The organism is Pseudomonas sp. P105 (assembly GCF_032614175.1).
Lineage (GTDB): Bacteria > Pseudomonadota > Gammaproteobacteria > Pseudomonadales > Pseudomonadaceae > Aquipseudomonas > Aquipseudomonas rhizophila.
This window is the reverse complement of the sequence record NZ_CP126693.1, coordinates 3,034,841-3,060,423: the sequence shown is the minus strand read 5'-3', so window position 1 is coordinate 3,060,423 and position 25,583 is coordinate 3,034,841. Positions and strand designations below refer to the sequence as shown.

25 protein-coding genes are annotated in these 25,583 nt (G+C 60.5%); 11 read left to right on the top strand and 14 right to left on the bottom strand.

Going from position 1 to position 25,583, the window contains the following annotated elements; genetic code table 11:
• The first annotated feature begins 1 nt into the window (after nucleotide 1).
• The 3 genes from QOM08_RS13820 to ligD are packed head-to-tail and all read left to right on the top strand — an operon-like array spanning nucleotide 2 to nucleotide 4,723.
• A complete protein-coding gene (locus tag QOM08_RS13820) occupies nucleotides 2–1,003 on the top strand; it encodes a methyltransferase (RefSeq protein ID WP_047226454.1) in 1,002 nt (333 codons plus the stop codon).
• On the top strand, nucleotides 975–2,138 hold the full coding sequence (locus QOM08_RS13815) for a carboxylate-amine ligase (protein ID WP_107322477.1): 1,164 nt from the start codon (nucleotides 975–977) through the stop codon (nucleotides 2,136–2,138). The genes QOM08_RS13820 and QOM08_RS13815 overlap by 29 nt, the downstream gene beginning before the upstream one ends.
• The gene (gene ligD / locus QOM08_RS13810; RefSeq protein WP_173406958.1) at nucleotides 2,135–4,723 is read left to right on the top strand and encodes a DNA ligase D; all 2,589 of its coding nucleotides are present in this window, start codon (nucleotides 2,135–2,137) and stop codon (nucleotides 4,721–4,723) included. Before QOM08_RS13815 ends, ligD begins: the two co-directional genes overlap by 4 nt.
• A 22-nt stretch (nucleotides 4,724–4,745) precedes the next feature.
• Here ligD and QOM08_RS13805 read toward each other — a convergent pair whose 3' ends face one another.
• On the bottom strand, nucleotides 4,746–5,360 hold the full coding sequence (locus tag QOM08_RS13805; protein WP_047226457.1) for a Yip1 family protein: 615 nt from the start codon (nucleotides 5,358–5,360) through the stop codon (nucleotides 4,746–4,748).
• A 166-nt stretch (nucleotides 5,361–5,526) separates the two neighbouring features.
• Here QOM08_RS13805 and QOM08_RS13800 point away from each other — a divergent pair, with 166 nt between their 5' ends.
• From QOM08_RS13800 to QOM08_RS13790, 3 genes are read left to right on the top strand one after another with little or no spacing between them, the layout of a single operon-like run.
• A complete protein-coding gene (locus tag QOM08_RS13800; RefSeq protein WP_316913190.1) occupies nucleotides 5,527–6,027 on the top strand; it encodes a CinA family protein in 501 nt (166 codons plus the stop codon).
• A 9-nt stretch (nucleotides 6,028–6,036) separates the two neighbouring features.
• A complete protein-coding gene (locus QOM08_RS13795; protein ID WP_047226458.1) occupies nucleotides 6,037–6,555 on the top strand; it encodes a hypothetical protein in 519 nt (172 codons plus the stop codon).
• 7 nt (nucleotides 6,556–6,562) lie between these two features.
• Nucleotides 6,563–7,009, top strand: coding sequence for a DUF421 domain-containing protein (locus QOM08_RS13790; RefSeq protein ID WP_047226459.1), 447 nt, complete (start codon nucleotides 6,563–6,565; stop codon nucleotides 7,007–7,009).
• Between the two features lie 67 nt (nucleotides 7,010–7,076).
• On the opposite strand, the gene QOM08_RS13785 is transcribed toward QOM08_RS13790, so the two are convergent.
• The gene (locus tag QOM08_RS13785) at nucleotides 7,077–7,934 is read right to left on the bottom strand and encodes an SDR family oxidoreductase (RefSeq protein WP_047226460.1); all 858 of its coding nucleotides are present in this window, start codon (nucleotides 7,932–7,934) and stop codon (nucleotides 7,077–7,079) included.
• A gap of 166 nt (nucleotides 7,935–8,100) precedes the next feature.
• Here QOM08_RS13785 and QOM08_RS13780 point away from each other — a divergent pair, with 166 nt between their 5' ends.
• Nucleotides 8,101–8,505, top strand: coding sequence for a VOC family protein (locus tag QOM08_RS13780; protein ID WP_047226461.1), 405 nt, complete (start codon nucleotides 8,101–8,103; stop codon nucleotides 8,503–8,505).
• A 66-nt stretch (nucleotides 8,506–8,571) separates the two neighbouring features.
• On the opposite strand, the gene QOM08_RS13775 is transcribed toward QOM08_RS13780, so the two are convergent.
• Nucleotides 8,572–9,720 (bottom strand): MalY/PatB family protein, encoded by a 1,149-nt coding sequence (locus QOM08_RS13775; RefSeq protein ID WP_076384669.1) that lies wholly within the window; start codon nucleotides 9,718–9,720, stop codon nucleotides 8,572–8,574.
• 235 nt (nucleotides 9,721–9,955) lie between these two features.
• Here QOM08_RS13775 and QOM08_RS13770 point away from each other — a divergent pair, with 235 nt between their 5' ends.
• The 3 genes from QOM08_RS13770 (at nucleotide 9,956) to QOM08_RS13760 (ending at nucleotide 12,395) form a co-directional block, all read left to right on the top strand.
• On the top strand, nucleotides 9,956–11,416 hold the full coding sequence (locus QOM08_RS13770) for a methyl-accepting chemotaxis protein (protein WP_076384671.1): 1,461 nt from the start codon (nucleotides 9,956–9,958) through the stop codon (nucleotides 11,414–11,416).
• 122 nt (nucleotides 11,417–11,538) lie between these two features.
• On the top strand, nucleotides 11,539–11,967 hold the full coding sequence (locus QOM08_RS13765; protein ID WP_047226464.1) for an Sbal_3080 family lipoprotein: 429 nt from the start codon (nucleotides 11,539–11,541) through the stop codon (nucleotides 11,965–11,967).
• A complete protein-coding gene (locus QOM08_RS13760; protein ID WP_223194328.1) occupies nucleotides 11,964–12,395 on the top strand; it encodes a DUF2846 domain-containing protein in 432 nt (143 codons plus the stop codon). Before QOM08_RS13765 ends, QOM08_RS13760 begins: the two co-directional genes overlap by 4 nt.
• A gap of 21 nt (nucleotides 12,396–12,416) precedes the next feature.
• Here QOM08_RS13760 and QOM08_RS13755 read toward each other — a convergent pair whose 3' ends face one another.
• The 10 genes from QOM08_RS13755 to QOM08_RS13710 form a co-directional block, all read right to left on the bottom strand.
• Complete coding sequence (locus tag QOM08_RS13755) at nucleotides 12,417–14,657, bottom strand: xanthine dehydrogenase family protein molybdopterin-binding subunit (protein ID WP_139050313.1); 2,241 nt, start codon at nucleotides 14,655–14,657, stop codon at nucleotides 12,417–12,419.
• Nucleotides 14,658–14,669: 12 nt separating this feature from the next.
• Nucleotides 14,670–15,143, bottom strand: a complete 474-nt coding sequence (locus QOM08_RS13750; protein WP_047226466.1) for a (2Fe-2S)-binding protein — start codon at nucleotides 15,141–15,143, stop codon at nucleotides 14,670–14,672.
• A 185-nt stretch (nucleotides 15,144–15,328) separates the two neighbouring features.
• Nucleotides 15,329–16,648, bottom strand: a complete 1,320-nt coding sequence (locus QOM08_RS13745) for an OprD family porin (protein ID WP_076384677.1) — start codon at nucleotides 16,646–16,648, stop codon at nucleotides 15,329–15,331.
• 178 nt (nucleotides 16,649–16,826) lie between these two features.
• Nucleotides 16,827–17,657: a phosphodiesterase gene (locus QOM08_RS13740; protein ID WP_310662566.1), complete on the bottom strand. Its 831-nt coding sequence runs from the start codon at nucleotides 17,655–17,657 to the stop codon at nucleotides 16,827–16,829.
• A gap of 25 nt (nucleotides 17,658–17,682) precedes the next feature.
• Nucleotides 17,683–18,714 (bottom strand): ABC transporter ATP-binding protein, encoded by a 1,032-nt coding sequence (locus QOM08_RS13735; protein ID WP_047226469.1) that lies wholly within the window; start codon nucleotides 18,712–18,714, stop codon nucleotides 17,683–17,685.
• Nucleotides 18,711–19,505, bottom strand: a complete 795-nt coding sequence (locus QOM08_RS13730) for an ABC transporter permease (RefSeq protein WP_310662565.1) — start codon at nucleotides 19,503–19,505, stop codon at nucleotides 18,711–18,713. Before QOM08_RS13730 ends, QOM08_RS13735 begins: the two co-directional genes overlap by 4 nt.
• Complete coding sequence (locus QOM08_RS13725) at nucleotides 19,502–20,323, bottom strand: ABC transporter permease (RefSeq protein WP_316913234.1); 822 nt, start codon at nucleotides 20,321–20,323, stop codon at nucleotides 19,502–19,504. The genes QOM08_RS13730 and QOM08_RS13725 overlap by 4 nt, the downstream gene beginning before the upstream one ends.
• A gap of 48 nt (nucleotides 20,324–20,371) precedes the next feature.
• Nucleotides 20,372–21,376 carry an ABC transporter substrate-binding protein gene (locus QOM08_RS13720; protein WP_047226472.1) on the bottom strand — a complete coding sequence of 335 codons (1,005 nt, stop codon included), beginning with the start codon at nucleotides 21,374–21,376 and terminating at the stop codon, nucleotides 20,372–20,374.
• On the bottom strand, nucleotides 21,360–22,379 hold the full coding sequence (locus QOM08_RS13715; protein ID WP_188250877.1) for a LacI family DNA-binding transcriptional regulator: 1,020 nt from the start codon (nucleotides 22,377–22,379) through the stop codon (nucleotides 21,360–21,362). The genes QOM08_RS13720 and QOM08_RS13715 overlap by 17 nt, the downstream gene beginning before the upstream one ends.
• 100 nt (nucleotides 22,380–22,479) lie before the next feature.
• On the bottom strand, nucleotides 22,480–23,691 hold the full coding sequence (locus QOM08_RS13710) for an MFS transporter (protein ID WP_316913189.1): 1,212 nt from the start codon (nucleotides 23,689–23,691) through the stop codon (nucleotides 22,480–22,482).
• Nucleotides 23,692–23,843: 152 nt separating this feature from the next.
• Here QOM08_RS13710 and QOM08_RS13705 point away from each other — a divergent pair, with 152 nt between their 5' ends.
• On the top strand, nucleotides 23,844–24,725 hold the full coding sequence (locus QOM08_RS13705; protein WP_047226475.1) for a LysR family transcriptional regulator: 882 nt from the start codon (nucleotides 23,844–23,846) through the stop codon (nucleotides 24,723–24,725).
• Nucleotides 24,726–24,766: 41 nt separating this feature from the next.
• Here the strand turns inward: QOM08_RS13705 and QOM08_RS13700 are convergent, their stop codons facing one another.
• Complete coding sequence (locus tag QOM08_RS13700; protein ID WP_316913188.1) at nucleotides 24,767–25,546, bottom strand: SDR family NAD(P)-dependent oxidoreductase; 780 nt, start codon at nucleotides 25,544–25,546, stop codon at nucleotides 24,767–24,769.
• Nucleotides 25,547–25,583 lie beyond the last annotated feature (37 nt).

The following is a 25,583-nucleotide window of genomic DNA, read 5'->3' as shown; positions in this document are numbered from 1 at the left end:
CATGAATCAGGAAGAACGCCTATCCGAAACTGACCTGGCGCTATTGCAATTGGGCCGACGCCTGCAAGCCGACGGCTATCGCTTCATTACCCCGACACCCCTGACCCACGAACGCGTCAACCAACGACCTGGCAATGAACGCTCCAGGACCCTGAGGGATGTGTTCGGCTGGTCGCGCCCGTTTGCCCCGGGGCTGATCAGCGCCGATGAGCAGCGCCAGTTGCAGGAAGCCGAGGTGCTGCAAGCGCGCGACGGCCTGTTGCATAGCCGCGTGCGCTGGTCGAGCCTGGACGGCCTGCTGTTCGCTCATTCGCAATTTCCCACCCAAGCCAACGACGCGGTGTTTTTCGGCCCCGACAGCTATCGTTTCGCCCAACTGATCCATACTTATCTGCAACAGAACTTCACGGCAATACATCGGGCCGTGGACATCGGCTGTGGCGCCGGTGTCGGGGCGCTGGTCATTGCCCGCGCCCGGCGCGAGGCACAGGTGCTGGCCGTGGATATCAATCCGATGGCCCTGCGCCTGAGCGCGGTCAACGCGGCGCTGGCCGAGGTGTCCAACGTCGAGATCGCCCGCAGCGATGTACTCCAGGATGTGGAGGGCGACTTCGACCTGATCGTCGCCAATCCGCCGTACATGGCCGACCCCAGCGAACGGGCCTACCGCCATGGCGGTGGCGCACTGGGCGCCGGGCTGTCGCTGCGCATTGTCGAACAGGCCCTGCCACGGCTCACGCCCGGTGGCTCGCTGGTGCTCTACACCGGCGTGGCGATGGTCGATGGGCGTGATCCGTTTCTCGAGGCGCTTGAGCCTTGGCGCGACTCGCCGGACTTCGGCTGGACTTACAAGGAATTGGACCCGGACGTGTTTGGTGAAGAACTGCTCACCCCGGGTTACCAGGACGTAGAAAGGATCGCCGTGGTGGCGTTGGTTGTAACCCGCATCGGCGCGGGTATCGGAGGGACTATCGATGAACAGGCGACTGAAGTTCGGCATTGAAGAGGAGTATTTCATCACCGATCTGCAAACCCGTTGTATGCCGGATCAACCCTCAGCAGAGGTTGTCACGGCGTGCCAGGCGCTACTGGGCAAGCATTTCGCCCATGAAATGTTCCAGTGTCAGATCGAGATGGCGTCGCCTATTTTCCGCAACTTGCCCGAGGCGGCCGATTACCTGGCCCAGGTCCGCACAGGCCTGACCCAGCGCCTGGCCGCCCATGGCCTGGGCCTGCTCAGCGCCGGCTCGCATCCCATGGCGACCCAGGGTCTGCAGCCCACCGACGAACTGCACTTTCAGCAGCTGTTCGACGATTACCAGCGGGTGGCCAGACGGAGCGTGCTTTCGGGCCTGCATGTGCACGTGGAGGTGCCGGCCCATAAGGACCGTGTCCGGGTCATGAACGAGGTGCTGCCCTGGCTGCCGATGTTCCTGGCGCTGAGTGCTTCGTCGCCGTTCTGGAACGGCGCCTACAGCGGGTTCAGCAGCTACCGTCAGGTCGCTTGCGATGAATGGCCGCGCATGGGCGTGCCGGAGTTCTTCGAGGATGAGTCGGCGTTTGCCGGCTACGTGGACATGCTCATGCGCACCGGATCCATTCGCCAGCCCAGCGATTGCTGGTGGGTGATGCGGCCTTCGTCGCGTTATCCCACGCTGGAGCTGCGAATATGCGATGCCTGTCCGCGTGTTGAGGATGTCCTGTGCCTGGTCTCGCTGTTTCGGGTGATGGTGGCCCATGCTATTGCACTACCCAAGCCCGGCGCGCACTTCAGCCTGACCTCCCACTGGATCCTCAAGGAAAATCGCTGGCGGGCCAAGCGTCATGGAATCCTGGCCGAGTTCATCCTGGAGGGGCAGGAGCAGCCGATGATGATCGGTGAGTGGATCACGCTGGCGGAGCAGACCTTCGGCGAGACTGCCGCCGCACTGGGCGTTGAGGATGTGTTCAAGCAGGCACGTCGTATCGTCCAGGAAGGCACCAGTTCCGATCGGCAAATCGTGCTGTACGAACAAGGGCTGCTGCTGGGCGACTCCACCGAGCACGCCTTGAGCAGGGTGGTTGATCAGTTGTTGGCGGAAACCGCCGGGATGCCCGTGGCCGACCCGTCACTGTTGCAAGTGGCAGGTGGTCCATGAGCAGCAAGACCCTGGAGGATTACAACCGGATGCGTGACTTCGCCGCCACCCCGGAGCCGGCGGCCAAGCGTTCACGCAAATCGGCGAAAACCGCCCATGCCTTGCAGTTCTGCATTCAGAAGCACGACGCTTCACGGCTGCATTATGACTTCCGGCTGGAGCTGGACGGTGCGCTCAAGAGTTGGGCGGTGCCCAAGGGGCCGTCCCTGGACCCCAAGGTCAAGCGCCTGGCGGTGCATGTCGAAGACCATCCGCTGGATTACGCGACCTTCGAAGGCAGCATTCCCGAAGGCCATTATGGCGCTGGCGACGTCATTGTCTGGGACCGCGGCGTGTGGATTCCCCAGGGCGATGCCCATGAGGCCTATGAAAAAGGCCGGCTCAAGTTCGAGCTGCAAGGGGAAAAACTCAGTGGCCTGTGGAACCTGGTACGCACCCACATGCCCGGCAAGCAGGAGCAGTGGTTCCTGATCAAGCACCAGGACGCAGCGGCACGTCCCGAAAGCGAGTACGACGTGGTCCAGGCCGAGCCGGACAGCGTGCTCAGCGAGCGCACCCTTGTACCCAAACGCCGTGGCAAGGCTGCCGCCCAGGTCAAGGCAGTGCAGCAACCGAAAAAAGCCACCACGCCCAAACCGTCCAGAAAAACTTCGACCACGACCCTCAGCGGCGCGGTGGCCGGGGCGATTCCCAAGACGCTCAAACCGGAATTGGCCACGTTGGTAGAGCGCGCGCCTGAAGGCGAATGGCTCTATGAAATCAAGTTCGACGGTTACCGCGTCATGGCCCGCATTGAAAACGACGATGTCAGGCTGATCACCCGCAATGGCCATGACTGGACCCACAAGCTGCCCAAGCAGGCCGAAGCGCTGGCCGGATTAGGGCTGGAGTCCGCCTGGCTGGACGGTGAAATGGTGGTGCCCAATGAGCAAGGCGTACCGGACTTCCAGGCCCTGCAGAACGCTTTCGACGCCGGCAGCAGCAACAAGATTGCCTACTACTTGTTCGATCTGCCTTACCTCAATGGCATGGACCTGCGCGAAGTGCCCGTGCAAGAGCGGCGGGCCGCGTTGGCGGCAGTGCTTGCGAGCAACAAGAATCCGCTGTTGCGCTTCTCCGATGCCTTCGAAGAAACCCCTGAAGCCTTGCTCAACAGTGCTTGCCAAATGCAGATGGAAGGACTGATCGGCAAACGGATGGGCAGTGCCTACGTTTCCCGGCGCAGCAACGACTGGATCAAGCTCAAGTGCAAGAATCGCCAGGAGTTCGTCGTAGTCGGTTTCAGCGAGCCCAAGGGTGCTCGCAACGGCTTCGGCGCCTTGTTGCTGGGGCTGCACGATGCCGACAGCGGGCAACTGCGCTATGCCGGCAAGGTCGGCACAGGGTTCAACGAGCAAACCCTCACAAGCATTCACCAGCAATTGTTGCCCCTGGAAAGAAAAGAGGCTGCGGTGGTCAACCCACCCACCGGATATGACGCCAAAGGTGTGCACTGGCTGGAACCGACGCTGCTGGCTGAAGTGGCGTTTGCCGAAATGACCAAGGAAGGCTCGGTGCGCCATGCCGTGTTTCATGGTTTGCGCAACGATAAACCAGCCGAGGCGATCACCCAGGAGCTGGCCAAACCCGTGAAAAAGACTGCGGAAAAAACCAAAGCCAAAACCAAAACCAAAACCACTCAGGCCCCAGCCATGGACGGTAAGGTGCGCATCACCCACCCTGAGCGAGTCATCGATCCCAGCAGCGGCACGACCAAGCTGCAACTGGCCGAGTACTACGCCAGCGTCGCCGAGTTCATCCTGCCGGAACTGGCCGACCGCCCGGTGGCACTGGTCAGGGCACCGGATGGCATTGCCGGTGAGTTGTTTTTCCAGAAAAACGCCGAGCGCCTGGCGATTCCTGGTATCACCACCCTGGACAAATCATTGACCGGGCAGCCGGTGATGATCATCAACAATCCCGAAGCGTTGATCGGCGCGGTGCAGATGAGCACGGTGGAATTGCATACCTGGAATGCCACGTCGGTGAACCTGGACAAGCCTGATCGCTTTGTTCTCGATCTTGACCCGGATCCGGCCCTGCCTTGGAAAAGCATGGTGGAAGCGACGCATCTGACCTTGTCGGTACTCGATGAACTAGGGCTCAAGGCGTTTCTCAAGACCAGCGGCGGCAAAGGCATCCACATTGTCGTGCCCTTGACCCGCAAGTTGGGTTGGGACGAGGTCAAGGGCTTCAGTCATGCGATTGTCAGCCACATGGCCAAGCTGTTGCCGGATCGCTTCTCGGCGGTCTCCGGGCCAAAGAACCGGGTAGGGCGGATCTTCATCGACTACCTGCGTAACGGCCTGGGCGCCACCACCATCTGCGCCTATGCCGCCCGTACCCGTGAAGGGTTGCCGGTGTCGGTGCCGATCTTTCGCGAGGAAGTGGCCGAACTCAAAGGCGCGAACCTGTGGACCGTGCACAACGTCCATGAGCGTTTGGCGCAAGTGGGTCACGAGCCTTGGGCGGGCCTGAAGAAGACCCGCCAAAGCATCACCGCCGACATGCGTCGACGCATTGGTATGAAAAAGACCGATAAATAGCTTGGTTCGATGCCTCCCGGACTCATCCACTTACCGGAACGCGCAGATATTCCGGCTGCAGGACGTTGAACCACAGCAGAATCATTTCCACCAGGATGGTCACCAGCACCAACAGCCCTACGCCCCATACGCTGGCCGAGTACAACAGACCTTGTTCCTTCTTGAGATTCATGAACTTGGGCAGGCCAACAAACAGTAAAAAAGTCGAGTAGGCCGACGCCATTGCCAGCGCGATCACCGCCAGCCAGCGGTTGGGGTAGAGCCCGAAAATCCCGGCCAGGAAGTAGGGCGTGGCGGTGTAGGCGGCAAAACCAATGCACTGGTTGACCGTAGGGCGGGCATCGAAGGTGCGCGACATCCAGCGGATGAACAGCCCCATGAGCATCACGCCGGCCACGATGGTCAGGTACAGCAGCACACTCAGTTGAAGTGCGCTGGCAGTACTGAGCCGTACCGTTTCGTTTTCAGCCAGGCTCCAGCCGGTCCAGGTGGTCCCAATGAACAGGCACACCACGGGAATCAGGGCGAGCAACAACAGGTGAGCCAGATAGTGGCGCGGATGAGCTTGTTCCTGTTCGCGGATGTCTTTCCAGGCAAACTCGGGGTGGGTGAACAGTTTGACGAAAGGGGCGGACATGACGACCTCCTGATCAGTACAGCCTCTGGTGAGGCCCATACGGATTTGAGGTACAGGATCGGTCGGGGGTTCATTTATTTGGAGTGCCTGAGGAGGGGCGTGATCAGAGGGAATGAATCCATACGGCCGGGGTCAATCCATCAGCATCCCTGAAGGACTGTATGCCATGACCATTGCTTGCTCCCTGGTTGATTACTTGCGTGAACACGAGCTGCGCCTGACGACGGCCGAGTCCTGTACCGCCGGCAAGATCGTCACCTTGCTGGCCGAAGTACCCGGCAGTGGTTCGCTGATTGAAAGCGGTTACGTGGTGTATTCCCCGGAGGCTAAACAACGATTGCTGGGGGTCAACCCATGCACCATCGACACCTTCAATCTCACCAGCCGTGAAGTGGCCGAGGAAATGGCCCTCGGTGCCCTGCGCGACGCCAATGCCAACGTCGCCGTGGCCACCACCGGCATTCTCGGGCCGGATGACATGGACGGCATTCCGGCCGGCACTGTCTGTTTTGCCTGGGCGTTCGATATGGCCGGCGAGCGAGCGTTGTTCAGTCGCCTGGAAAGATTTTTCGGGACTCGCCACCAGGTCCAACTGTGGGCCGCCGAACATGCGCTCGTGCAGTTGCGGCACTTTCATCAACGCGCGCTGGCGGGTGAGCGCAGATAGGGGATCACCATGACCCATCCCACTGATCCCGAGGAATTGCGCAGCCGCCAGTTCCCGGTCCGCGAAGACATGGCCTACCAGCTCAAGGTCTGGCGTTTCGAGCGGGTGGGTTGGTACGTGTTGGTATTGCTGGTGATCCTGACGCTGCTTGGATTGTTCTCTCGTGGCCCGTTGAGCACCCGAAATGTACACAGCGCAGATGGCCGACTCGGCGTCGAGTACGAGATGTTCCACCGCAACGGTTCTACCAACCCCATGGTCATCCATCTGATGGGGCAGCCCAATGCCGTGCTGGAGGTGGAACTGGTCGGCCAGTGGCTGGAGGGTTTCGAGGTGCAAACCCTCCAGCCCCAGCCCGTGCGCTCGGCGAGTGCGGAGCGGGGCCTGAAGCTGTGGGTCCAGGCGGATGCCAAGGGAGAGGCCAGCCTTTATCTGTCACTGCTGGGCGATGGGCTGGGGCTCTATCACAGCCGTATCGACACGCCCGATGGCGCCACGGTCAGGTTCAATCAATTCATTTTTCCCTAGGTGACGTATGGACTCTGTGCTGCGGGCTGCCGCGATCTATGTGGCGTTGCTGGTACTGTTCAAGATCGCCGGGCGTCGCTCCCTGGCGGAAATCACCACGTTTGATTTTGTCCTGCTGATGATCATCGGCGAGGCCACCCAGCAGGCGTTGCTGGGGGATGATTTCTCGTTGACCAATTCGTTGATGGTGATCGTGACGCTGATTGCCATCGATGTGGGCTTGTCGCTGCTCAAGCAACGCTCCCAATGGGTCTCGCAACTGATTGACGGCGGCCCGACCATTATTGTGGAGGATGGGCGAATACTGAAGGCGCGCCTGCGCCATGCCCGCTTGATAGAAGAAGACATCATGGAAGCGGCACGGTCGAGCCAGGGAATCGAGACGCTGGAACAGATCAAGTTCGCGATTATCGAGCGTAACGGCAAGATTTCGGTGATTGCCAAGGAGCCGTGATCCCTTCACATGATCCATGACGAGGGCTACATCCCCTCGCCACAACAGCTGCCTATCATCGCTTGACTCACAGGATCGGCTTGCCGCCCGTAATCCCATACCGGGAACCGGAAATGTAGCTCGCCTCATCCGAAGCCAGCAGTACATAGATCGGCGCCACTTCCACCGGCTGGCCAGGACGGCCAAGGGGCGTCTGGGAGCCGAAGTTCTGTACTTCTTCCTCAGGCATGGTGGCGACAATCAGCGGTGTCCAGATCGGCCCTGGCGCCACGCTGTTCACCCGGATGCCCTTGGGGCCGAGCATCTGCGCCAGACCGCCGGTGAAGTTGGCGATGGCGCCTTTGGTGGTGGCGTAGGCCAGCAGAGTCGGCTTGGGCATGTCGGAGTTGACCGAACTGGTGTTGATGATCGAGCCACCCGCCTTCATATGCGGGACGGCGGCCTGGCAGATCCTGAACATCGAGGTGATGTTGATATCAAACGTGCGCACCCACTCTTCGTCGGGGATGTCTTCCAGGTTTTCGTGAGTCATCTGGAACGCGGCGTTGTTGACCAGAATGTCGATATGCCCGAAACGGGCGACGGTTTCGTCGACGATCTTGCGGCATTGGGCCTTGTCCGCCAGATCGCCGGGCAGCAACAGGCATTGGCGGCCGGCCTGTTCTACCCAGCGGGCGGTCTCCCTGGCGTCTTCATGCTCGTCCAGGTAGGAAATGGCCACGTCAGCGCCCTCACGGGCGAAGGCAATCGCCACGGCACGACCGATGCCGCTGTCGGCGCCCGTGATCAAGGCGATCTTGCTTTCCAGGCGTCCAGAACCGGTGTAGCTCTGTTCTCCGCAGTCTGGATACGGGTCCATCTTGCGTTGAGTGCCGGGCACCGGTTGGCTTTGTTTTGGGAACGGCGGGGTAGGGTAGTCAGTCATGACATTCTCCATGCTGGATGTGTAGTCGATGGAGGGTGGACTGTGGGCCTTCAGGCAGAGTTCGCTCGGATTCCGGGGCCGAGCGATGAGCGTGGTCCGAGCCCTTTTGCCAATCGCGAATCAACATCGGCTAATGTTGGACGAATGCAGATAAGGAGCCGGACAGATGTTCAGTCACATACAGATTGGCGCGCGGGACCTGCCAACAATGGTCGCGTTTTATGATGCCGTGCTGGGCTGCCTGGGGTTGGTACGCCTGCCCAGCGAAAACGACTCGGGCCCGCCGGGAGAAGGCTGGCATCAACCCGGCAAGCGTTGGCCTCAGGTGTTCGTGCAATTACCGTTCAATGGTTTGCCCGCGACCTGGGGCAATGGCATGCAAGTGAGTTTCGCCGCCGATTCGCCGCACACCGTACAGGCCGCCTGGGCGCAGGCCATCGCCCTGGGCGGCACCGACGAAGGCCCGCCGGGCCCGCGGCCCCAGTATTCGGAAGGGTATTTCGGGGCCTATTGCCGCGATCCGGAGGGGAACAAGTTGTGCTTTGTTTATGCGCCGGATATGGATGAGTAAAACGCGGATCCATTGTGGCGAGGGAGCTTGCTCCCTCGCCACAGAGGATCTTCGTCGTCAGGGAGATCAGCCCCTGGCCTTCAAGCTCCGCTCCATCCGCGTAATCCCTTCCTCCAGCAGCGCCCGTGGGCAGCCGAAGTTCAAGCGCACGAATTGCCCGGCATCGTCACCGAAATCCAGTCCGGCACTCAGGCCTACCTTGGCTTGCTTCAGGAAAAAGCCCTGCGGGTCGTCCAGCCCCAATCCCGAGCAATCCAGCCAGGCCAGGTAAGTGCCCTGGGGCACGGTCATGGTGATGCCCGGCAGGCGGGTCTTTACGGCGTCGACCAGATAGTCGCGGTTGGCTTGCAGGTAAGCCTTCAATTCTTCCAGCCACGGGCCAGCTTCGCTGTAGGCCGCGCGGGTCGCTTCAAGGCCCAGGGCGTTGACGCTGTCGACCATGCCGGCCCGGGCACTGTTGACCCGCTCGCGGACTTTGGCGTTCTGGATGATGGCGAATGAAGTTTTCAGCCCGGCAATGTTGTAGGCCTTGCTGGCCGACATCAGGGTGATGGTGCGCTCGGCAATCTCCGGGCTGAGGGTGGCGGTGGGGATGTGCACACGACCGTCGAAGCACAGCTCGGCATGGATTTCGTCAGAGATGATCCAGGCATTCTGTTCCAGGCAGATATCCGCCACGGCCTTGAGTTCTTCCCGGGCAAACACCTTGCCCAACGGGTTGTGAGGGTTGCTCAGCAACAGCGCACCGCCACCTTGCAACGCGTCACGCAACGCGGCCAGGGGTGTGTGGAACTCGCCGTTGAGCGGGTTGAACGGCAGTTCAACCTTGTTCAGTTGCCAGTGAGCAGGGGCATTGCGCAGCGGCGGGTAATTGGGCACCTGTACCACAACGTTCTGCGCAGGCTCCACCAAGGCGTGCAGTGCCATGTTGAAGCCTGGTTCGACACCCGGCAGGAAGACGATCTGCTGAGGCTCGACGCGCCAGGCGTACTTGTTCCAGAGGTCCGCAACGATGGCGGCGCGCAGCGAGTCCTGGGCCACGCTGTAGCCGAGCATGGGGTGTTCGAGGCGTTTGTGCAGTGCGTCGATGACCACCGGCGGAGCAGGGAAGTCCATATCAGCCACCCACATGGGCAACACGTCAGCGGGGTAGCGACTCCACTTGGTGCTACCGGTACCGTGGCGCTCCAATACCGTGTCGAAATCGAAAGTCATGGGGGTTCCATCAGGTCTGGGAATGAGATGGCGAACATCATAAAGCAAAGATCAGTGAAAAAAGGAAGATGGCGTAGTGCCACTAACCAGGAGGAATCGGCTACAGTTCGATTCCGACACGCCGATAAGGCTTGAAGCCAGCATTGGTAACGGACCCTCCAAGCCCCCCGAAAAGGACAGCCCCCATGACATCGCCCGTGCGCTTTACGATCACTACCGTAAAGCTGATCGCATCATGCTGGGGTTACTCTGGCTCACTTTTGTCTACTCCCTGTGCCTGGCCTTCCTGCACTCCACCTTCAGCCAGGCGCTGCTGATAGGGGCGACGACCTGTCTGCTGACCACCGTGCTTTATCGCGGCCTGGGCGGCACCCGGGCCATGCGCTGTGTCATCGCCGTGGCGCTGATGGTCATGGCCGCCTTGCACATCAACCAGACCCGTGGCGTGATCGAGTTCCACTTCGGGATTTTCGTACTGTTGGCGGTGCTGACGTTCTACCGTGACTGGCTGCCGATCATCGTGGCCGCCGCCACTATCGCTATTCACCACGTCGGTTTTCACTGGCTTCAGCACCAGGGTTATCCGGTGTTCGTCATGGCCAACCATGGCGGCTGGACCATGATTTTCATCCACGCCTTCTACGTGGTGGTGGAAAGCGTGATCCTGATTTACCTGGCGAACCAGAGCCTGGCCGATGCCACGGAAAACCAGGATGTGCTCGACAAAGTGCTGGCCGCCGCTATGCAGTTGAGCAGTGACACCCAGACCCAGCGCAACCGGGGGGACAAAGCCTCTTCGTCCGAGCGTTTCGATCATTTCCTGCAGCAGATCACCAACCTGGTAGACGGCGTGGTGCGCGATACCCGCAACCTTTCGGACTTGGGTCAGGACCTTTCTCAAGTCGGCCAGACACTGGAGCACGGCGCCAGGCATCAGCTCAATGAAGTGGCACAGATGAGCGGCGCGATTGGCCATCTGGTCCAGGCCATGGACAGCATTGCCGGGCATGTCGGCCAGACGGTACAACGGGCCGGCCAAGCCAGTGAACAGGTCAGCCGCGGACGCAGCACCGTTGACCAGAGCCGCGAGGAGATTGTCGAGTTGGCCGGTCGCCTCAACCTGACCAACGAAACCGTGCAAGGCCTGGCCGAGCAGGCGCAACAGATCGGCCAGGTGCTGGACGTCATTAACAGCATCGCCGAACAAACCAACCTGTTGGCCCTCAACGCCGCCATCGAGGCCGCCCGGGCCGGGGAGCAGGGACGCGGTTTTGCGGTAGTAGCGGACGAAGTCCGGACCCTGTCGCAAAAGACCTCGACGTCCACCACGGAAATCCAGCAGATCATCGCCAAGCTGCAACAGGGCAGCCGTCAGGCAGCCCTCGCCATGCAAGACAGCCAGGAAGGGGTACAACGCTGCGTATCGGCCAGCCAACTCGCCTCGCAACTGCTGAATGCAGTGGTAGAGGACATCGCGGCGATCAACCACTTCAACGGCCTGATCGCCAGCACCACCCAGGAACAATCCGAGGCCTCGAAGGGCATCAATGAACGCTTGCAAAGCGTCCAGGCCGTCGCTGAGCGCAACGCCGATAACATCGGCATTCTGACTCGGAGCAGTCAATGCCTGCCACCGTTGGCCGAACGCTTGGCGGTGTTGGGGCAGGCGTTTCATCGTAAAGGTGAGGCGGTTTGAGGTCTTTCACGCCGGGCCTTTTCAGTCCACGCCCGGTAAAGAAGGCTGGCGATTGACGGCAAAACGCACCTCACCTAGCATGACGCCATCATTTTGATATCTTTTTTAGTTTGGAGAAAAGTGTGCGGTTTAGAGCGCTTACGATTGGTTTTGTATTGATACTGGCCGGGTGTACCAACATTAAAGTCGAACCGGTGGAGCGCCAATATCAAATTTCGAAGATTTGTATTGAAGAGAATCCAAAAGTCGTCGTTGGCGACTTTGTCGATGGCTTGCAACTCCTCTTACGCAAGCACCATATCGAGAGCCAGCTCTACACCAGATCTGTGCCGAGCACCTGCGAGTACCGTTTGACCTATACCGCGATTCGCTCGTGGGATTTTTCTGCCTACCTGTCCGATGCCAGTATTTCTCTTTATAAGGGCAATCAAAAAATCGGCTTTGCGCACTATCATCTGACGGGGGAGGGAGGATTCGATCCGTCTAAAATGGCAACGGTCGAGGAAAAAATGGAGCCGGTAATCAATCAGTTATTGGGGCAGAACAAATGAGCGCGACAATAAAAAAAATAACAGGGCTGGTGCTCCTGCTCCTATTGACCGGCTGCGGCCATACAACTTCCAACCAACCCTATTTCGACCCTCCGTCGCCACCTCAAGGTAAGGCGCTCGTTTATCTGGCGCGGACGCATGTCATTCAAGGCAGCTTTTATGACAGCATATTCAGCATTAATGACAGCGCGGTAGTGGGCCTCAATGAACGGACCTATTCCTGGGTCTTCGTGAGCCCCGGCCAGCACAAGATAGCTGCTGGACAGAACAACCATCCCCGAAACGTATTCCTGAACCTGCAGATTGAAGAGGGTAACGAGTATTTCGTTGAATACACTCAGGAACACATGGTTGAGCTTATTCGGGCTCGGAATACGCAGGAAGGAAAAGCAATGGTAAGGGGTTACTCGTACATCCCCGTACGATAGTGAATCTGGAGATACACTCCATCACGTCATCTTGAACGGCAACTCACGCATTGGCTTGCCCGTCAGGCTGGCAATGGCATTGGCAAAAGCCGGAGCCAACGCCGGCAGGCCGGGCTCGCCCATCCCGGTGGGTGGTTCGGCGCTTGGCACGATGTGCACGGCAAACTCCGGCATGTCGGTAATGCGTGGAACGCTGAAGTCAGCAAAGTTGCTCTGCTGCACGACGCCGTCTTTCAAGGTGATGGCGCCGCCCGGCAGGCACATCGACAATCCCATCAGCGCTGCGCCTTGCACCTGAGCTTCAACACTGCGCGGGTTGACCACCAGATTGCAGTGCACACCCGCAGTCACTTGGTGCAGCACCGGACGGCCACTCTGCACCGACGCCTCAACGACATAAGCCACCACCGAACTGAACGACTCGTGCACCGCCACGCCCCAGGCATGGCCAGCCGGTAGCGGGCGTTTGCCGTATTCGCTCTTGTCCACCGCCAATTGCAGCGCTGCGCGATGGCGCGGGCTTTGATCGGCGAACAGCTTCATCCGATAGGCCACCGGATCCTGCTTGGTTGTACGGGCGATCTCATCGATCAAGGTTTCCATTACAAAAGCCGTATGGGTGGAGCCTACGCTGCGCCACCAGAGGATGGGGACGTTGACTTTCGGGTGATGGACCGTCAGGCGCATCGGCAGCGGATAAGGATCACGCATACCTTCCGTGGCGGTGGGGTCGATGCCGTTCTTCACCCGGCCCCCAAACACGGTGTCGGTAAGAATGGATTGCCCGACCAGGGCGTGATCCCAAGCCAGTACCTTGCCAGCGTCGTCAAAACCGATGCGCGCACGGTGCAGGTGCATCGGCCGGTAGTAGCCGCCCTTGATGTCGTCTTCCCGGCTCCAGAGCGTACGCACAGGCGCGTTCAGCCCCTCAGCGCGGGCGGCTTTGGCCACTTCGCAAGCCAGCACGACAAAGTCGCCGGTGGGCACGCCGCGCCGGCCGAAACCACCGCCGGCCGTCTGCACGTTCAGCTGGATTTGCTCGGGCTTGAGATTCAGTACCTTGGCGGCCGCCGCACTGTCGCCGCCGGGAAACTGCGTGCCGACCCACAGTTCGGCGCGTTCTTCGCCGAGCTGGACAGTACAGTTCAACGGCTCCATGGGGGCGTGGGCGAGGTAGGGGAATACGAACTCAGCTTCCAGTTGATGCGGCGCGGTTGCCAGCGGCGTCATGTCGGCATCGAAGCGCAGTGGGCCGGGTTGGCCGGCCAGCTCCCGGTACTGGAGCAATTGTTTTTCGCTGTCCACCTTTTCGACCGACGCCAGGTCCCACTCCAGCTTCAAGGCATCGCGCGCGAGCTTCGCCTGCCAGTAGCTATCGGCGACTACCGCGACACCTTCGGCGCCGCCGTCCAACGGCACGCGCAATACCGCTTTCACGCCCCGGGTGGCGCGTGCCGCGCTGTCATCCAACGAAGCGATTCTGGCACCGAACACCGGCGGGTGCGCGACCACGGCAGTGAGTTGCCCTGGCAGATGCATATCGATGCCGAAGTCCTGCTGGCCGCTGCTCTTGGCCTTGGCATCGATGCGCGTGGTGGCATGGCCAATGATGCGAAAGTCCTTGGGGTCCTTGAGTCTCACCTTTTCCGGCACAGGCAGCGCCATAGCGGCCTCGGCCAATTCGCCGTAGCTTGCCTTACGGCCCGCCGGGCCGAGCACCATGCCGGCTTGGGTGCTCAGGCTGGCCACGTCCACGTTCCAGCGTGCTGCCGCCGCCGAGAGCAGCATGGCACGAGCACGGGCGCCAAGTTCGCGGTACTGGGTATAGCTGTTCTTGATCGAATTGGAGCCGCCAGTGAGGTGTATACCAAAGATCGGATCCTGATAAGCAGCATCACCGCTGCCGTTGCGGGCTCGCACCAGACTCCAGTCGGCATCGAGCTCTTCGGCAAGAATCATCGGCAGGCTGGTTTGCACGCCCTGGCCGAATTCCAACCGGTTGATCGTCACGGTGACTTCGCCGTTGGGCGCGATCTGTACGAATGCCGAAGGTTGCTGATTCGGCTTGAGTGGTACTGCGGCGTCGCCGTTGGCCTCTTGCGCCAAGGCAAGATGAGGAAAAGCGCCCAAGGCCAGACCGCCGATGCCGACAATCTTGAGGAAACTGCGGCGGGGAAGGGTGGTAGGGCCGTCAGCCTGATCGCGCTCAAGCATGTGCTGTAAAGCGCGGGGAATCTCGTCTGGAAAAATCTCGTTCAACATGGCGAACTCCGGTCAGGCAAGGGTTTTGGCGGCATCTGCCACGGCAGCGCGGATGCGCGCGTAAGTGCCACAGCGGCAGATGTTGCCGGCCATCGCCGAGTCGATTTCGGCCGCCGTAGGCTGCTTGCCCTTGGGCTGGGCTTTGAGAAACGCTGTCGCGCTCATGATCTGGCCGCTCTGGCAGTAACCGCACTGCGCCACGTCGTGTTTGACCCAAGCCTCATGCACGGCGGTGCCGACCGGGTCACTGCCATCTGTGGCCGCCTCGATGGTGGTGATCTTCTTGCCTTGGGCGGCGGCGATTGGCGTCACGCAGGAACGAATGGCCTGACCATCCAGGTGAACGGTGCAGGCGCCACACAGGGCTGCACCACAACCAAATTTGGTGCCGGTCATGCCCAGCGCATCGCGCAGGGTCCAGAGAATCGGGGTGCCTGGGTCTACGTCGACCGTATACTCACGGCCATTGATGTTGAGGGCGCTCATAGCGATTCCAGCTCCAGAAGGTTTGACTCTGGATAACTATAGGAAGCAATTCTGGGGGCTGGTTGCATAATCCGCGCGGATGATTGCCCAATCGTGCGAATCTGCCGACGTTGGGCAAGCGCTGATAAAGAGCCAGGAGCGTTTCACGCGAGTTCGACGCCCTGGCCCTGAATTGCGCTGGATGCTTACATCAAGGGAATGCTGTAACTCACGATCAGGCGATTCTGGTCCTGGTCGCGAGCCACTTCGCTTCGGGACATCGCGTTGCGCCAGCCAAAACCCAGGTTCTTCAGCGTACCGCTCTGGATCACATAGTCCAGGGAGATATCGCGCTCCCACTCACTGGCGTCCTGACCGCTGGCGGTCTGGATATTGTCGCCCTTGAGGTACATCACCGACGCCTTCAATCCCGGCACGCCAAGCGCGGCGAAGTCGTAGGCATACTGGGCGAACGCCGTGCGCTCACCCGCCTGGATGAACGTCTGAATAGTGCGGTCGGTGTAGAGATAAAGGCTGGCGCCGGCTTCGCCTTTACCCACCAAGCCACCCTGGTTGAGTTGGGCAAAGTTGCTGTCTTCGGAAACGCTTTGATAACCCGCGGTAATGGCATGGCCGCCCAGCGAGTAAATGAACGCCGCACTCCAGGTATCGTTGTCGATTTCCCCGCTGCCGTCCTTGGTGTAGCCGCCCAGTTTGTAACCACTGGCGCGACCGGCGGCGCTGCTGTTCTTGCCATCGGACGTGGTCTTGAAGTAGCGCAAGTCGGTTTTCAGCGAGCCGTATTCGCCCAGCGGCAATACATGCAACAAACCGGCGAAGTGCTGTTGGTAATAGTCTTCGAGATTGGCGTAGTAATACTGTGCGGTCAGGTCCTTGGTCAGTTTGTAGTCGCCACCGGCAAAGGTGAATTTGTTGCTTTCCTGGCTGCCGCCCGCAACGGCCAGCCCGGCGCGGTCACTCGATGCACGCCCGGTGGCGTGTTCCAGTTGGCCGGCGGTGAACGTCAGGTTGTCGATTTCATTGCTGGTGACTTGGCCACCTTCGAAAGTTTGCGGCAACAGACGGCCATCGTTGGACACCAGGATCGGCAGTTTCGGTTGCAAGGTGCCGTAACGCAGTTCGGTCTTGGAGACGCGCATCTTCGCCGTTGCGCCGAGACGAGCCCATTGGTCGGCAGCCTTGTCACCGTCGTTGGGAAACATCGAGCTGCCAACATGGCGACCCGCGCCGCTGTCGAGTTTCAAACCCAGCAGGCCGATGGCATCCAGACCAAACCCCACAGTGCCGTCGGTAAACCCGGACTGATAATTGAGCATGAAGGCCTGGCCCCATTCCTCAGTCTTCGAGGGCGCGGCGGTACCGTCACGGTTATCGTTGTTGAAGTAGAAATTGCGCAAGTTCAAGTTGGCCTTACTGTCGCTGACAAAATCAGCAGACGCCAACGGGCTCAGGACAATACACACGCCGCCGGTTAATAAACTCAGTACGTTGAAAAGAGCTTTCATCAGGACGAACTCCAGCGCGGAACCTCTGTTCCGGGCACAGTGAAAAGGCAGCAGGAAGCCCTCGGCCGATCACATGATTGGCCGATGCGTTCAATAACTCGTTAGAAAATCTTCAATGAATAGAGTGGGGTAGGGATTAAATCTCCAAAGCAGGTCATCAATGAAAGTCCCTGGGTTATCAGTCGATCAATCCATGAGCGTCATAAAACGGATACGGTCCGGCATACTCGCCAAACACGCCGTTATGGGTCACCAGTGCCTGCCCATGCCAGTGATGCAGCAGATACCCCGGCGGTTCCAGATTGAAATGCGCGGGAGCGGTTGGCTGTAGATCCAGGACGATCTGATGTGAGGTACCGGGGCACACGCAACTCAGGCTGCCGCCGAAACGCCGTTGCATCGACCGATGCAAATGCCCGCACAGCAAGCGCTCCACCTGCGGGTGTCGGGCAATGACCTGCTCCAGTGCCGCCGCGTTGATGAAGGGTTCACGGTCCATATGGCCAATCCCGCTTACAAACGGCGGGTGATGCAGCACCAATAGCGTCGGCGCATCGGGACGACAGGCCAGTTGTTCATCGAGCCAGCGCAACTGGCTGTCCAGGAGCTGACCGCCATGGGCACCGGGAATGGTGGTGTCCAGGCCAATAAGGCGTAGCGGATGCTCCTCCACCACCCAGTCCAGGGGGGCGTCAGCCCGTATCGGTAGGTAGCGGTGGTCGGCAAATGCCGCCCGCAAATGCTCGCGATTGTCATGGTTACCAGGCACCAGGTAGCAAGGCATGTGCAGGCGCGCCAGCTCAGGGTGCAGCACGGCATATTCATCAGGGCGACCGAAGTCCACCAGGTCGCCACTGACCACCACGATGTCGGGACGCGGCACCTGGGTGTTCAAATGATCCACCGCACGACGCAATGCAGCGAGGGTATCGACAACGCCGTAAGTCAGTTTTTGCCCGGCTTTAAGGTGCAGATCACTGATCTGCGCGATGAGAAACGGATGATTCAAAATAAGCCCTCTGCAAACACAATGATCACGATGACAGGGTGAACAGCACTTGTGGCTCGACGGCCAGGGCAATCAGGGCACCGGGGGCATGGATAGCGCTATCGGTGCTGTCCACCAGCAAAGGCTGAGCCGCACCGACATCCACCAGCAGACGGCTTTGAGCCCCCTGGAAAAACTGGCCCACCAGACGCCCGTGCAGATGGCCCTCACTGTCCATCACCCGCAAATGCTCGGGGCGGCAATAGACAGTGGCGGGTAGGTCGGCGCCATTCCATGGCAACTCACCGCCACTGACCTTCAAGCCATGGGGCGTGTGCTCGATCACCGAAAAAGCATTGAGATTGCCGACAAAACGGGCGACGAACGCGTTGGCAGGTTGCTGATAGATGTCCCGCGGGCTAGCAAGTTGCGCGACGCGGCCATGCTCCATGACCAGGATGCGATCCCCCAGCGCCATGGCTTCACCCTGATCGTGGGTGACGAACACGGCGGTAATGCCCAAACCGCGCAGCAACTGGGCCAATTCGCTGCGCAGGCGTTCACGCAACTGCGCGTCCAGCGCCGCCAACGGTTCGTCCAGCAGCAACACCCGGGGCCTGGGTGCCAGGGCGCGGGCGAGGGCGACTCGCTGGCGCTGACCGCCGGACAACTCGTGGATACTGCGCTTGCCGTGATCCTGCAAGCCGACAAGTTCCAGCAACTCCAAACAGCGCTTGTTGCGCTCGGCGGGTGACACACCGCGAACTTTCAGGCCGTAAACAATGTTGCCGGCCACATCCAGATTGGGAAACAGCGCATAGTTCTGGAACACCATGCCCACGTCGCGACGTTCGATGGGGAGGCGGGTGACGTCGCTGTCGCCAAAAAATACCTGGCCCACGTCCGGACGCTCCAGACCCGCGATCAGGCGCAGGGTGGTGGTTTTACCGCAACCGGACGGGCCGAGGATCGCCAGGGTTTCTCCAGCCTCAATGGTCAGGTCCAGGTCATGTACGGCAACGGTGCCGTCAGAGAACGCCTTGCGACAACCCTTCAGGCGAATAGTGGTTCCGCTCATCGATTTGCTCCACGGGAAAGGCGCGCGCTGATGGCCTGCAACGCAACAAGCAGCGGCACAATCATCAACAGGAATATAAGGGTGTAGGCGCTGGCGACTTCCAGCCTGGCCGAGGCATAGCTGTCGGCCAGACCCACCGGCAAGGTTTTGGTCATCGGCGTGTGGAGCATCCAGGTCAGGTTGAACTCACCCAACGACAGGGTGACGACCATCAAGACCCCGGCGAGAATCCCCGCCCGACAGTTGGGCACCACCACGCTGAAGAAGCGCCGGATCGGCCCGGCACCCAGGCTCGCGGCGGCTTCTTCCAGGATCGGCAAGTGCTGGCGTTGCATCACCGCCATCACCGGGCGCACCAGAAAGGGCAGGGTGAACAGCACGTGGCCGACGAGAATGAATAACCAACTGCTGCGAAACCCGCCGAACTGACCATAGGTGAGCAGCAATGCCAGGGCACTGGCCAGACCGGGCATCGCCACCGGCAACACCATCAGTTCCTCGAACGCGCGGCTCAAGCGGTTGTTCATCCGTACCAGGGCGTAAGCCGCCGGCACACCCACCACACAGACACACAGCGCACAGGCGGCGGCCAGTTGCAGGGACAGCCAGACCGTCGGCGAATACGCCTGCCAGACTTGCAGCAGCCAGTCGAACGTCAGGCCGCTGGACAGCCCTTGGAAGTAATTGCGCGTCAGCCCGGCCAGCAGCGACATCACCACGGGCACCAACATGAAAGCGCACACCAGCAAGGTAAACACCAGTTGCCCGACAAACAGCGTTGAGCGTTTCACAAGACTGTCCTCGAATCTTTGGCCAGCCGCCGGGCCAGCAACAGAACCGCCCAGGTCACCAGCCCTAACACCACCGACAGCGCAGCGGCCACGGCGAAATTGGCGTAATTGGTAAACACGTTGTAGATCGCCATCGGCGTCACGTTGAGCCGGGTACCCAGGGTGAAGGCGGTACCGAACGCGCCCATGGAGGTGGCAAAGCAAATCGCCCCGCAGGAGACCAATGCCGGCGCAAGACCAGGAACAATGACATCACAGAGCACACGCCAATGACTGGCCCCCAGTGAACGAGCGGCCTCTTCCAGGCTGCGATCCAGGCTTTCACAGGCAGCCATCACCGTAAGAATCACCCGCGGAATCGAGAAGTACAGGTAGCCGATGCACAACCCCATCAACGAGTAGGCAAAAATCCAGCGCTCACCCACCAGGCCGAGACCCAGGGTGGCGAACAAGCCTTGGCGGCCGGCCAGCAGGATCACCAGAAAACCAACGACCACGCCGGGAAATGCCAGCGGGAAGGTCAACAAGGCGACAAGTACCGAACGGCCGAAGAAACGTTGGCGACTGAGAAAAAACCCACTGAAGCCGCCCACCAACAGCGCCGCGAGGGTCGTTGCCAGTGCCAGCAGGCAGGTCTGCGCCAGACTGCCCAGGTATTGCGCGCTGCTCAGCACCTGCCAATAGCCGCTGTCGCTGCCATCGCGACTTTGCCCACCGAGCAAGACCAGGTGCGCCAGCGGCAACAACCAGAAGGCGAGCAGCACCGCCGCCGCGGGCGCAAGCGCCCAGGCAGCGGTCGGCCGCAAGCGCGGCACCATGGCCCAGCCCGACCGTACGTCTCGGGCTTTTACTGCCGAGACGGTCACTTACTTGACCTCGCTCAGATAACGTGCGGAAAAGGCTTCCTGCGCCGCGGCCATCTGCTCGTAGTTGACCACGCCGGCCCGGGCGTAATCGCTGTCGGGCAAGAACTGCGCGGCGACATCGGCAGGCATTTTCATTGCCCGCACCGGTCGCAGGTACGCCTTGGCCCAGAGCGCTTGGCCTTGCTCGGACAAAACGAAATCCAGGACCTTCTCGGCGTTGGCCCGATGGGGGGCGTTGTCGACGATGCTCATCACGTAAGGCACGCTGATGCTGCCTTCCTTGGGAATCACAAAGGCAACGTTGGCCTTGTCTTTGTAACGAGCCCGATAGGCGTTGAAGTCGTAGTCCACCAGAATCGGCAACTCCCCGGACAGCACCCGCGCATAAGCCGTCTGCTTGGGCACGATCGGCGAGTTTTTCGCCAGCTTTTTGAAGTAGTCGATGGCCGGGGCGAAGTTATCCAGATTGCCGCCCATGGCCTGGTTGATCGCTACCGCCGAGACGTACCCGACGAAAGCACTGGACGGGTCAAGGTAGCCGACCATGCCTTTGTACTCAGGCTTGAGCAGGTCAGCCCAGCTTTGTGGCACGGGCAGACCGCCCAGCGCATCGACGTTGACCATGATGCCCAGGGTGCCGGAGTGAATGGCAAACCAGTGTCCCTCGGGGTCCTTCAAACCCGCCGGGATCTGCTCCCAACCCTTGGGTTTATACGTGCCGACCACCTCGGCTTTTTGCGCCTGCAAACCGAACGTCACGCCGTAATACACCACGTCCGCCACCGGCGCGGCCTTCTCGGCGACCAGTTGCGCCAATGCCTGTCCAGAGTTCTTGTTGTCCAGCGGAACCTGCACGCCAGTGGTATCGGCAATCGCCTTGAGCTGCGTGCCCCAGTCGGCCCATTCTGGTGGACAGTTGTAGCAAATCGCCGTTTCGCCGGCATGAGCCAAGGTGGCCGCGCCGCATAACAGCAGTGTCGCCAGGGTTTTACGCAAGTGGAACATCAAGCGTCTCCTCGTAGGGTTGAGTACTTTCGCCCGGCCGGATATGACAAGGCAGGCAATGGGAAACCGGGGTGGCGCCAGCGATCTGCGCCAACAATTGATCAATCACGGTGCAGGCCAGTGCCTCGATGGGCTGAACAACACTGCACAGCGTCGGGTGCATCTGGGTGCCGAGGGCGATGCCGTCAAAGCCGATGACCGAGAGTTGCCGGGGCACTTGCCAGCCGTTGCGGCGCAGTTCGGCGATCAAGCTGATAGCCAGCAAATCGTTGGAACAGACCAGCGCACTAAGCGCCTGGGGGCCATGCAACAACGGCTCGATGGCGGCAAAGTCAGCCTGGGTATGGGCGGGCATTTCAATCACCGGCAGGCTGGCGAGACCGGCTCCATGCATTGCCTCGCAATAACCGGCATAACGCAGGCGAGCACGGTCCGATTGCAGGGCAGGGCCGGCGACCATGCCAATCCGAGTGTGCCCGGCGTCCAGCAGATAACGGGTGGCGAGCGCCATGCCGGCGCGGTTGTCCACCGACACCGCGCTGTAATCCGGATTACCCGGCTGGTGATAAGCCAGCACAAAAGGCGTGTCCTCGCTGTCCAGGCTTTGCAGCACCCGGTTGCTCTCGGCGTCGGTTACCGTGAGGACCAGCCCATCGACACGCTGTCGCAGCAACTCCTCGACGACCGCGCTTTCGCGCTCGCAGCTGTAATCGGTGGTTGCCAACAACAGGTTGTAACCATGCACGCGTGCAGCACGCTCCATCGCCTGAAACTGTTCGGCGAACACCGGATTGAGCAGGTTGGGCACCACGACACCGATCAGCTTGGTCACCTGCAGGCGCAGTTGGCGACCAAGACGGTTGGGCCGAAACCCCAGTTGGCGCGCCGCGGCGAAGACCTGTTCACGGGTAGCCGGACGGACCACTTCAGGGGAGGCAAAGGCACGCGCCGCGGTCGCCCGCGAAACCCCTGCCAGCCGTGCAACTTCTTTCAAATCAGTCATTGTCACTCGCTTGAGATCGATCTCATTGGCGAGGACAGTACTCAGGATGTATGGCGTTTCGACGACGCAGTGATGACGATTTGATGTCAGTTGCTGCTGCCTATCGTTGAGGGTCCGCTGCAAACCCATACTGCCGGGCGGACCACACCACCGCCAACGTCAGCAGCAAGAGCGCGACCAGCACAGGCGCAAACGCAACGACACCCAGATGATCGAGCAGGATGCCCCCCACGATCCCGCCGCCGGCAATGGCGACGTTCCAGGCCGTGACCAGCATCGACTGGGCGAGATCCGCCGCGTCTCCGGCCGTCTTTGCGATTGCCGTTTGGAACAACGTCCCGGCCCCGCCATAAGCGACTCCCCAGGCCGCCACGGCGGTGTAGATCGCAGCAAGGCTGTCGCTCATGGCGCCCAGTGTCAGGGCCGAGATGGCGAAAAGTGCCGTGCTGGCAAGGGTCAATGCCCGTAGATGGCGATCGATCAGCGCGCCGACGACCCAGATGCCCAGCAACGAGGCGCCCCCGAAGACCAGCAGCACCAGGTCGATCCGCTCGCCCAGGCCTGCCGCCATCAGGAACGGGGCGATATAGGTAAAGAGAATGTTGTGCGCCAGAACAAATGCCAGCACCACACACAGCACCGAGCGAACGCCTGGCAGGGTGAAGACCTGGCGCAAGGCAAGGCGTTTGTCGGTGGTTTGCCCGGGAAAGTCAGGCACTTTGAGTCGCACCCAGACCATCAAGGCGACGGCGAACAAACTCATGATGGCGAAGCTCATCCGCCAGCCGATCAAATTACCGAGCAAGGTGCCGGCCGGTACGCCCAAGGATAACGCCAAGGGTGCGCCGACCATGGCAATTGCAATCGCCCGACCTTTCTGGCTCTCGGGCACCATGCGGGCGGCATACCCGGCCAACAAGGCCCAGAGCAGCCCGGCCGATACGCCACCCAGCAAGCGGGCAACGATCGTCAAGCCGTAATGGGACGAAAACGTTGTGACCGTATTGGCCACGGCAAAACCGGCAATGGCCAGCAGCAAGAGCGACCGGCGCCGCATGCCTTGGGTCGCGGCCGTCAAGGGAATGGCCGCCAGCAAGGACCCTATCGCATAGACCGTGACCAACTGGCCGGCGAGGGCTTCGGAGATCGCCAGCCCTTCGCTGATCTGGGAGAGAAGGCCGGCGGGCAAGGCTTCGGTGAGAATGGTCACGAACGCCGCCAACGCGAGGGCGAACAGTGAACCGATGGGGAGCGGCGCAGCGTCTTGAACGACCTCGGCATCGGCGTCGATATGGGTATTGGCAATCGTCATGTGTCACCTGCTTGGCGCGCTTCTGACGCGCCGGATGGCGGCGTCAATCGCAGATTGATAAGTGTCGACTACGGTAAGTGCCGCTCTTTGGCGAGACAAGAATGCTAGAGTGCGCAACACATCGGAAAAAATGTCCGCAATGGGAGCCTGGCGTGGAATCACTGAGCGGGATTGATTTTTTTGTTCGCGCGGCCGAAACCCGCAGCTTTTCAGAGGCGGGCAGGGCGCTTGGCATTTCGTCTTCGGCGGTGGGTAAAAGCGTGGCCCGGCTCGAGGAAAGGCTGGGGGTGCGGCTGTTTCATCGCAGCACGCGCAGTATCACGCTGACGGCAGAAGGGACGCTTTTCCTCGAGCGTTGCCGACGCATTCTCTGCGAAGTCGAAGCGGCCGAACTGGAACTGTCGGAAACCCGCAAAGCGCCGCGGGGCAAATTGCGCGTGAGCTTGCCTCTGGTTGCAGATTTGGTCATGCCGACGCTGATGGCCTTCATGCGCCGCTACCCCAGTATCGAATTGGACCTGGATTTCTCCGATAGGCTGGTGGACATCATTGAGGAAGGTTTTGATGCCGTCATTCGGACCGGAGAGCCAAACGACTCCCGGCTGATGTCCCGCCCGTTAGGCGCGTTCAAGCTCGTCGTGGTCGGTTCGCCCCGGTACTTCGCCGAACACGGTACACCGCAGGTGCCGGCGGATCTGCTGCGCCATGCCTGCCTGCTATACAAATTCCCCAGCACTGGCAGGCTGCAGGTCTGGCCGGTGAACGGGGAAGGGCAGTCCGATCTCAACCTGCCGGCCACCCTGGTCTGCAACACCACCGAGGCGTTGCTGTACGTCGTGCGCGATGCATTGGGGATTGCCTGCGTACCGGATTTCACCGTGCGCGATGCCATCGTCGCCGGTGAGCTGGTTACCGTCCTTGACGAGTTCAATCGGCATCAGAGCACCTTCCGCATGCTCTGGCCTTCAAGCAAGCATCTGGCGCCAAAACTGCGGGTGTTCATTGATTTCATGAGCAGCGAATTGTTCAAGTGACTCACGGGGATATGTCCCAACCCTGTGGGAGCCTGTTCAGATCAAGGGGCCTTGTTCTCGACCAAACAGTTTCCACCATCCACCACGATGACTTCGCCAGTGAGGTAGCTCGCCTCTGAAGACGCCAGGAAAGCAACCACTGCAGCCACCTCTTCGGGACGTCCGGCCCGGCCCATCGGCGTGTAACCTGCCGCCTTGGCTTCCTCGGCAGTGGTCGACCCTGTGCTGATCCAGCCGGGAGCGACGCTGTTTACAGTGATCCCTTGCTGGGCGACTTCAAGCGCCAGGCTCATGCTCATTCCAACCATCGCGGCCTTTGCGGCGCTGTAAGCCGCTTCACCGGGGTTACTGCAGCGGGTGCCGGTAGTGGAACTGATGTTTACGATGCGCCCGTAACGGCGCGCCCGCATGCCGGGCAGAACGGCCTGTGTAAGCAGAAAAGCCGTGGTCAGGTTTCGCGCCAGGGTAAGGTTCCAGGTGTGCAGATCCATGGTTTCCAAGTCGGAAAAAAACTCCGGGCTACCTTGCATGGCCATGCCCGCGTTGTTGACCAGAATATCGATCTGCCCCCAGAGGGACTCTGCCCATGGGATAAACTCACGCACCTGATGCTCATCGGTAAGATCGATGGCCCGCCCTTGGACTTCGAATCCTTCGGCACGCAGTTCTGCGACCCGATCATTGATTCGCGCACTGCTGGCGGTGACGATCAGTTTGGCACCTGCAGTCCCCAGTCTGCGCGCGATGGCCATGCCAATCCCAATCTCACTTCCAACCCCGCTGACAAGGGCCACAGGGTTCTGTCCGTTTGCGTTTGGCATGGTGTCTCCAGAGGGGTGTAAGTAATGATCAGGGGTC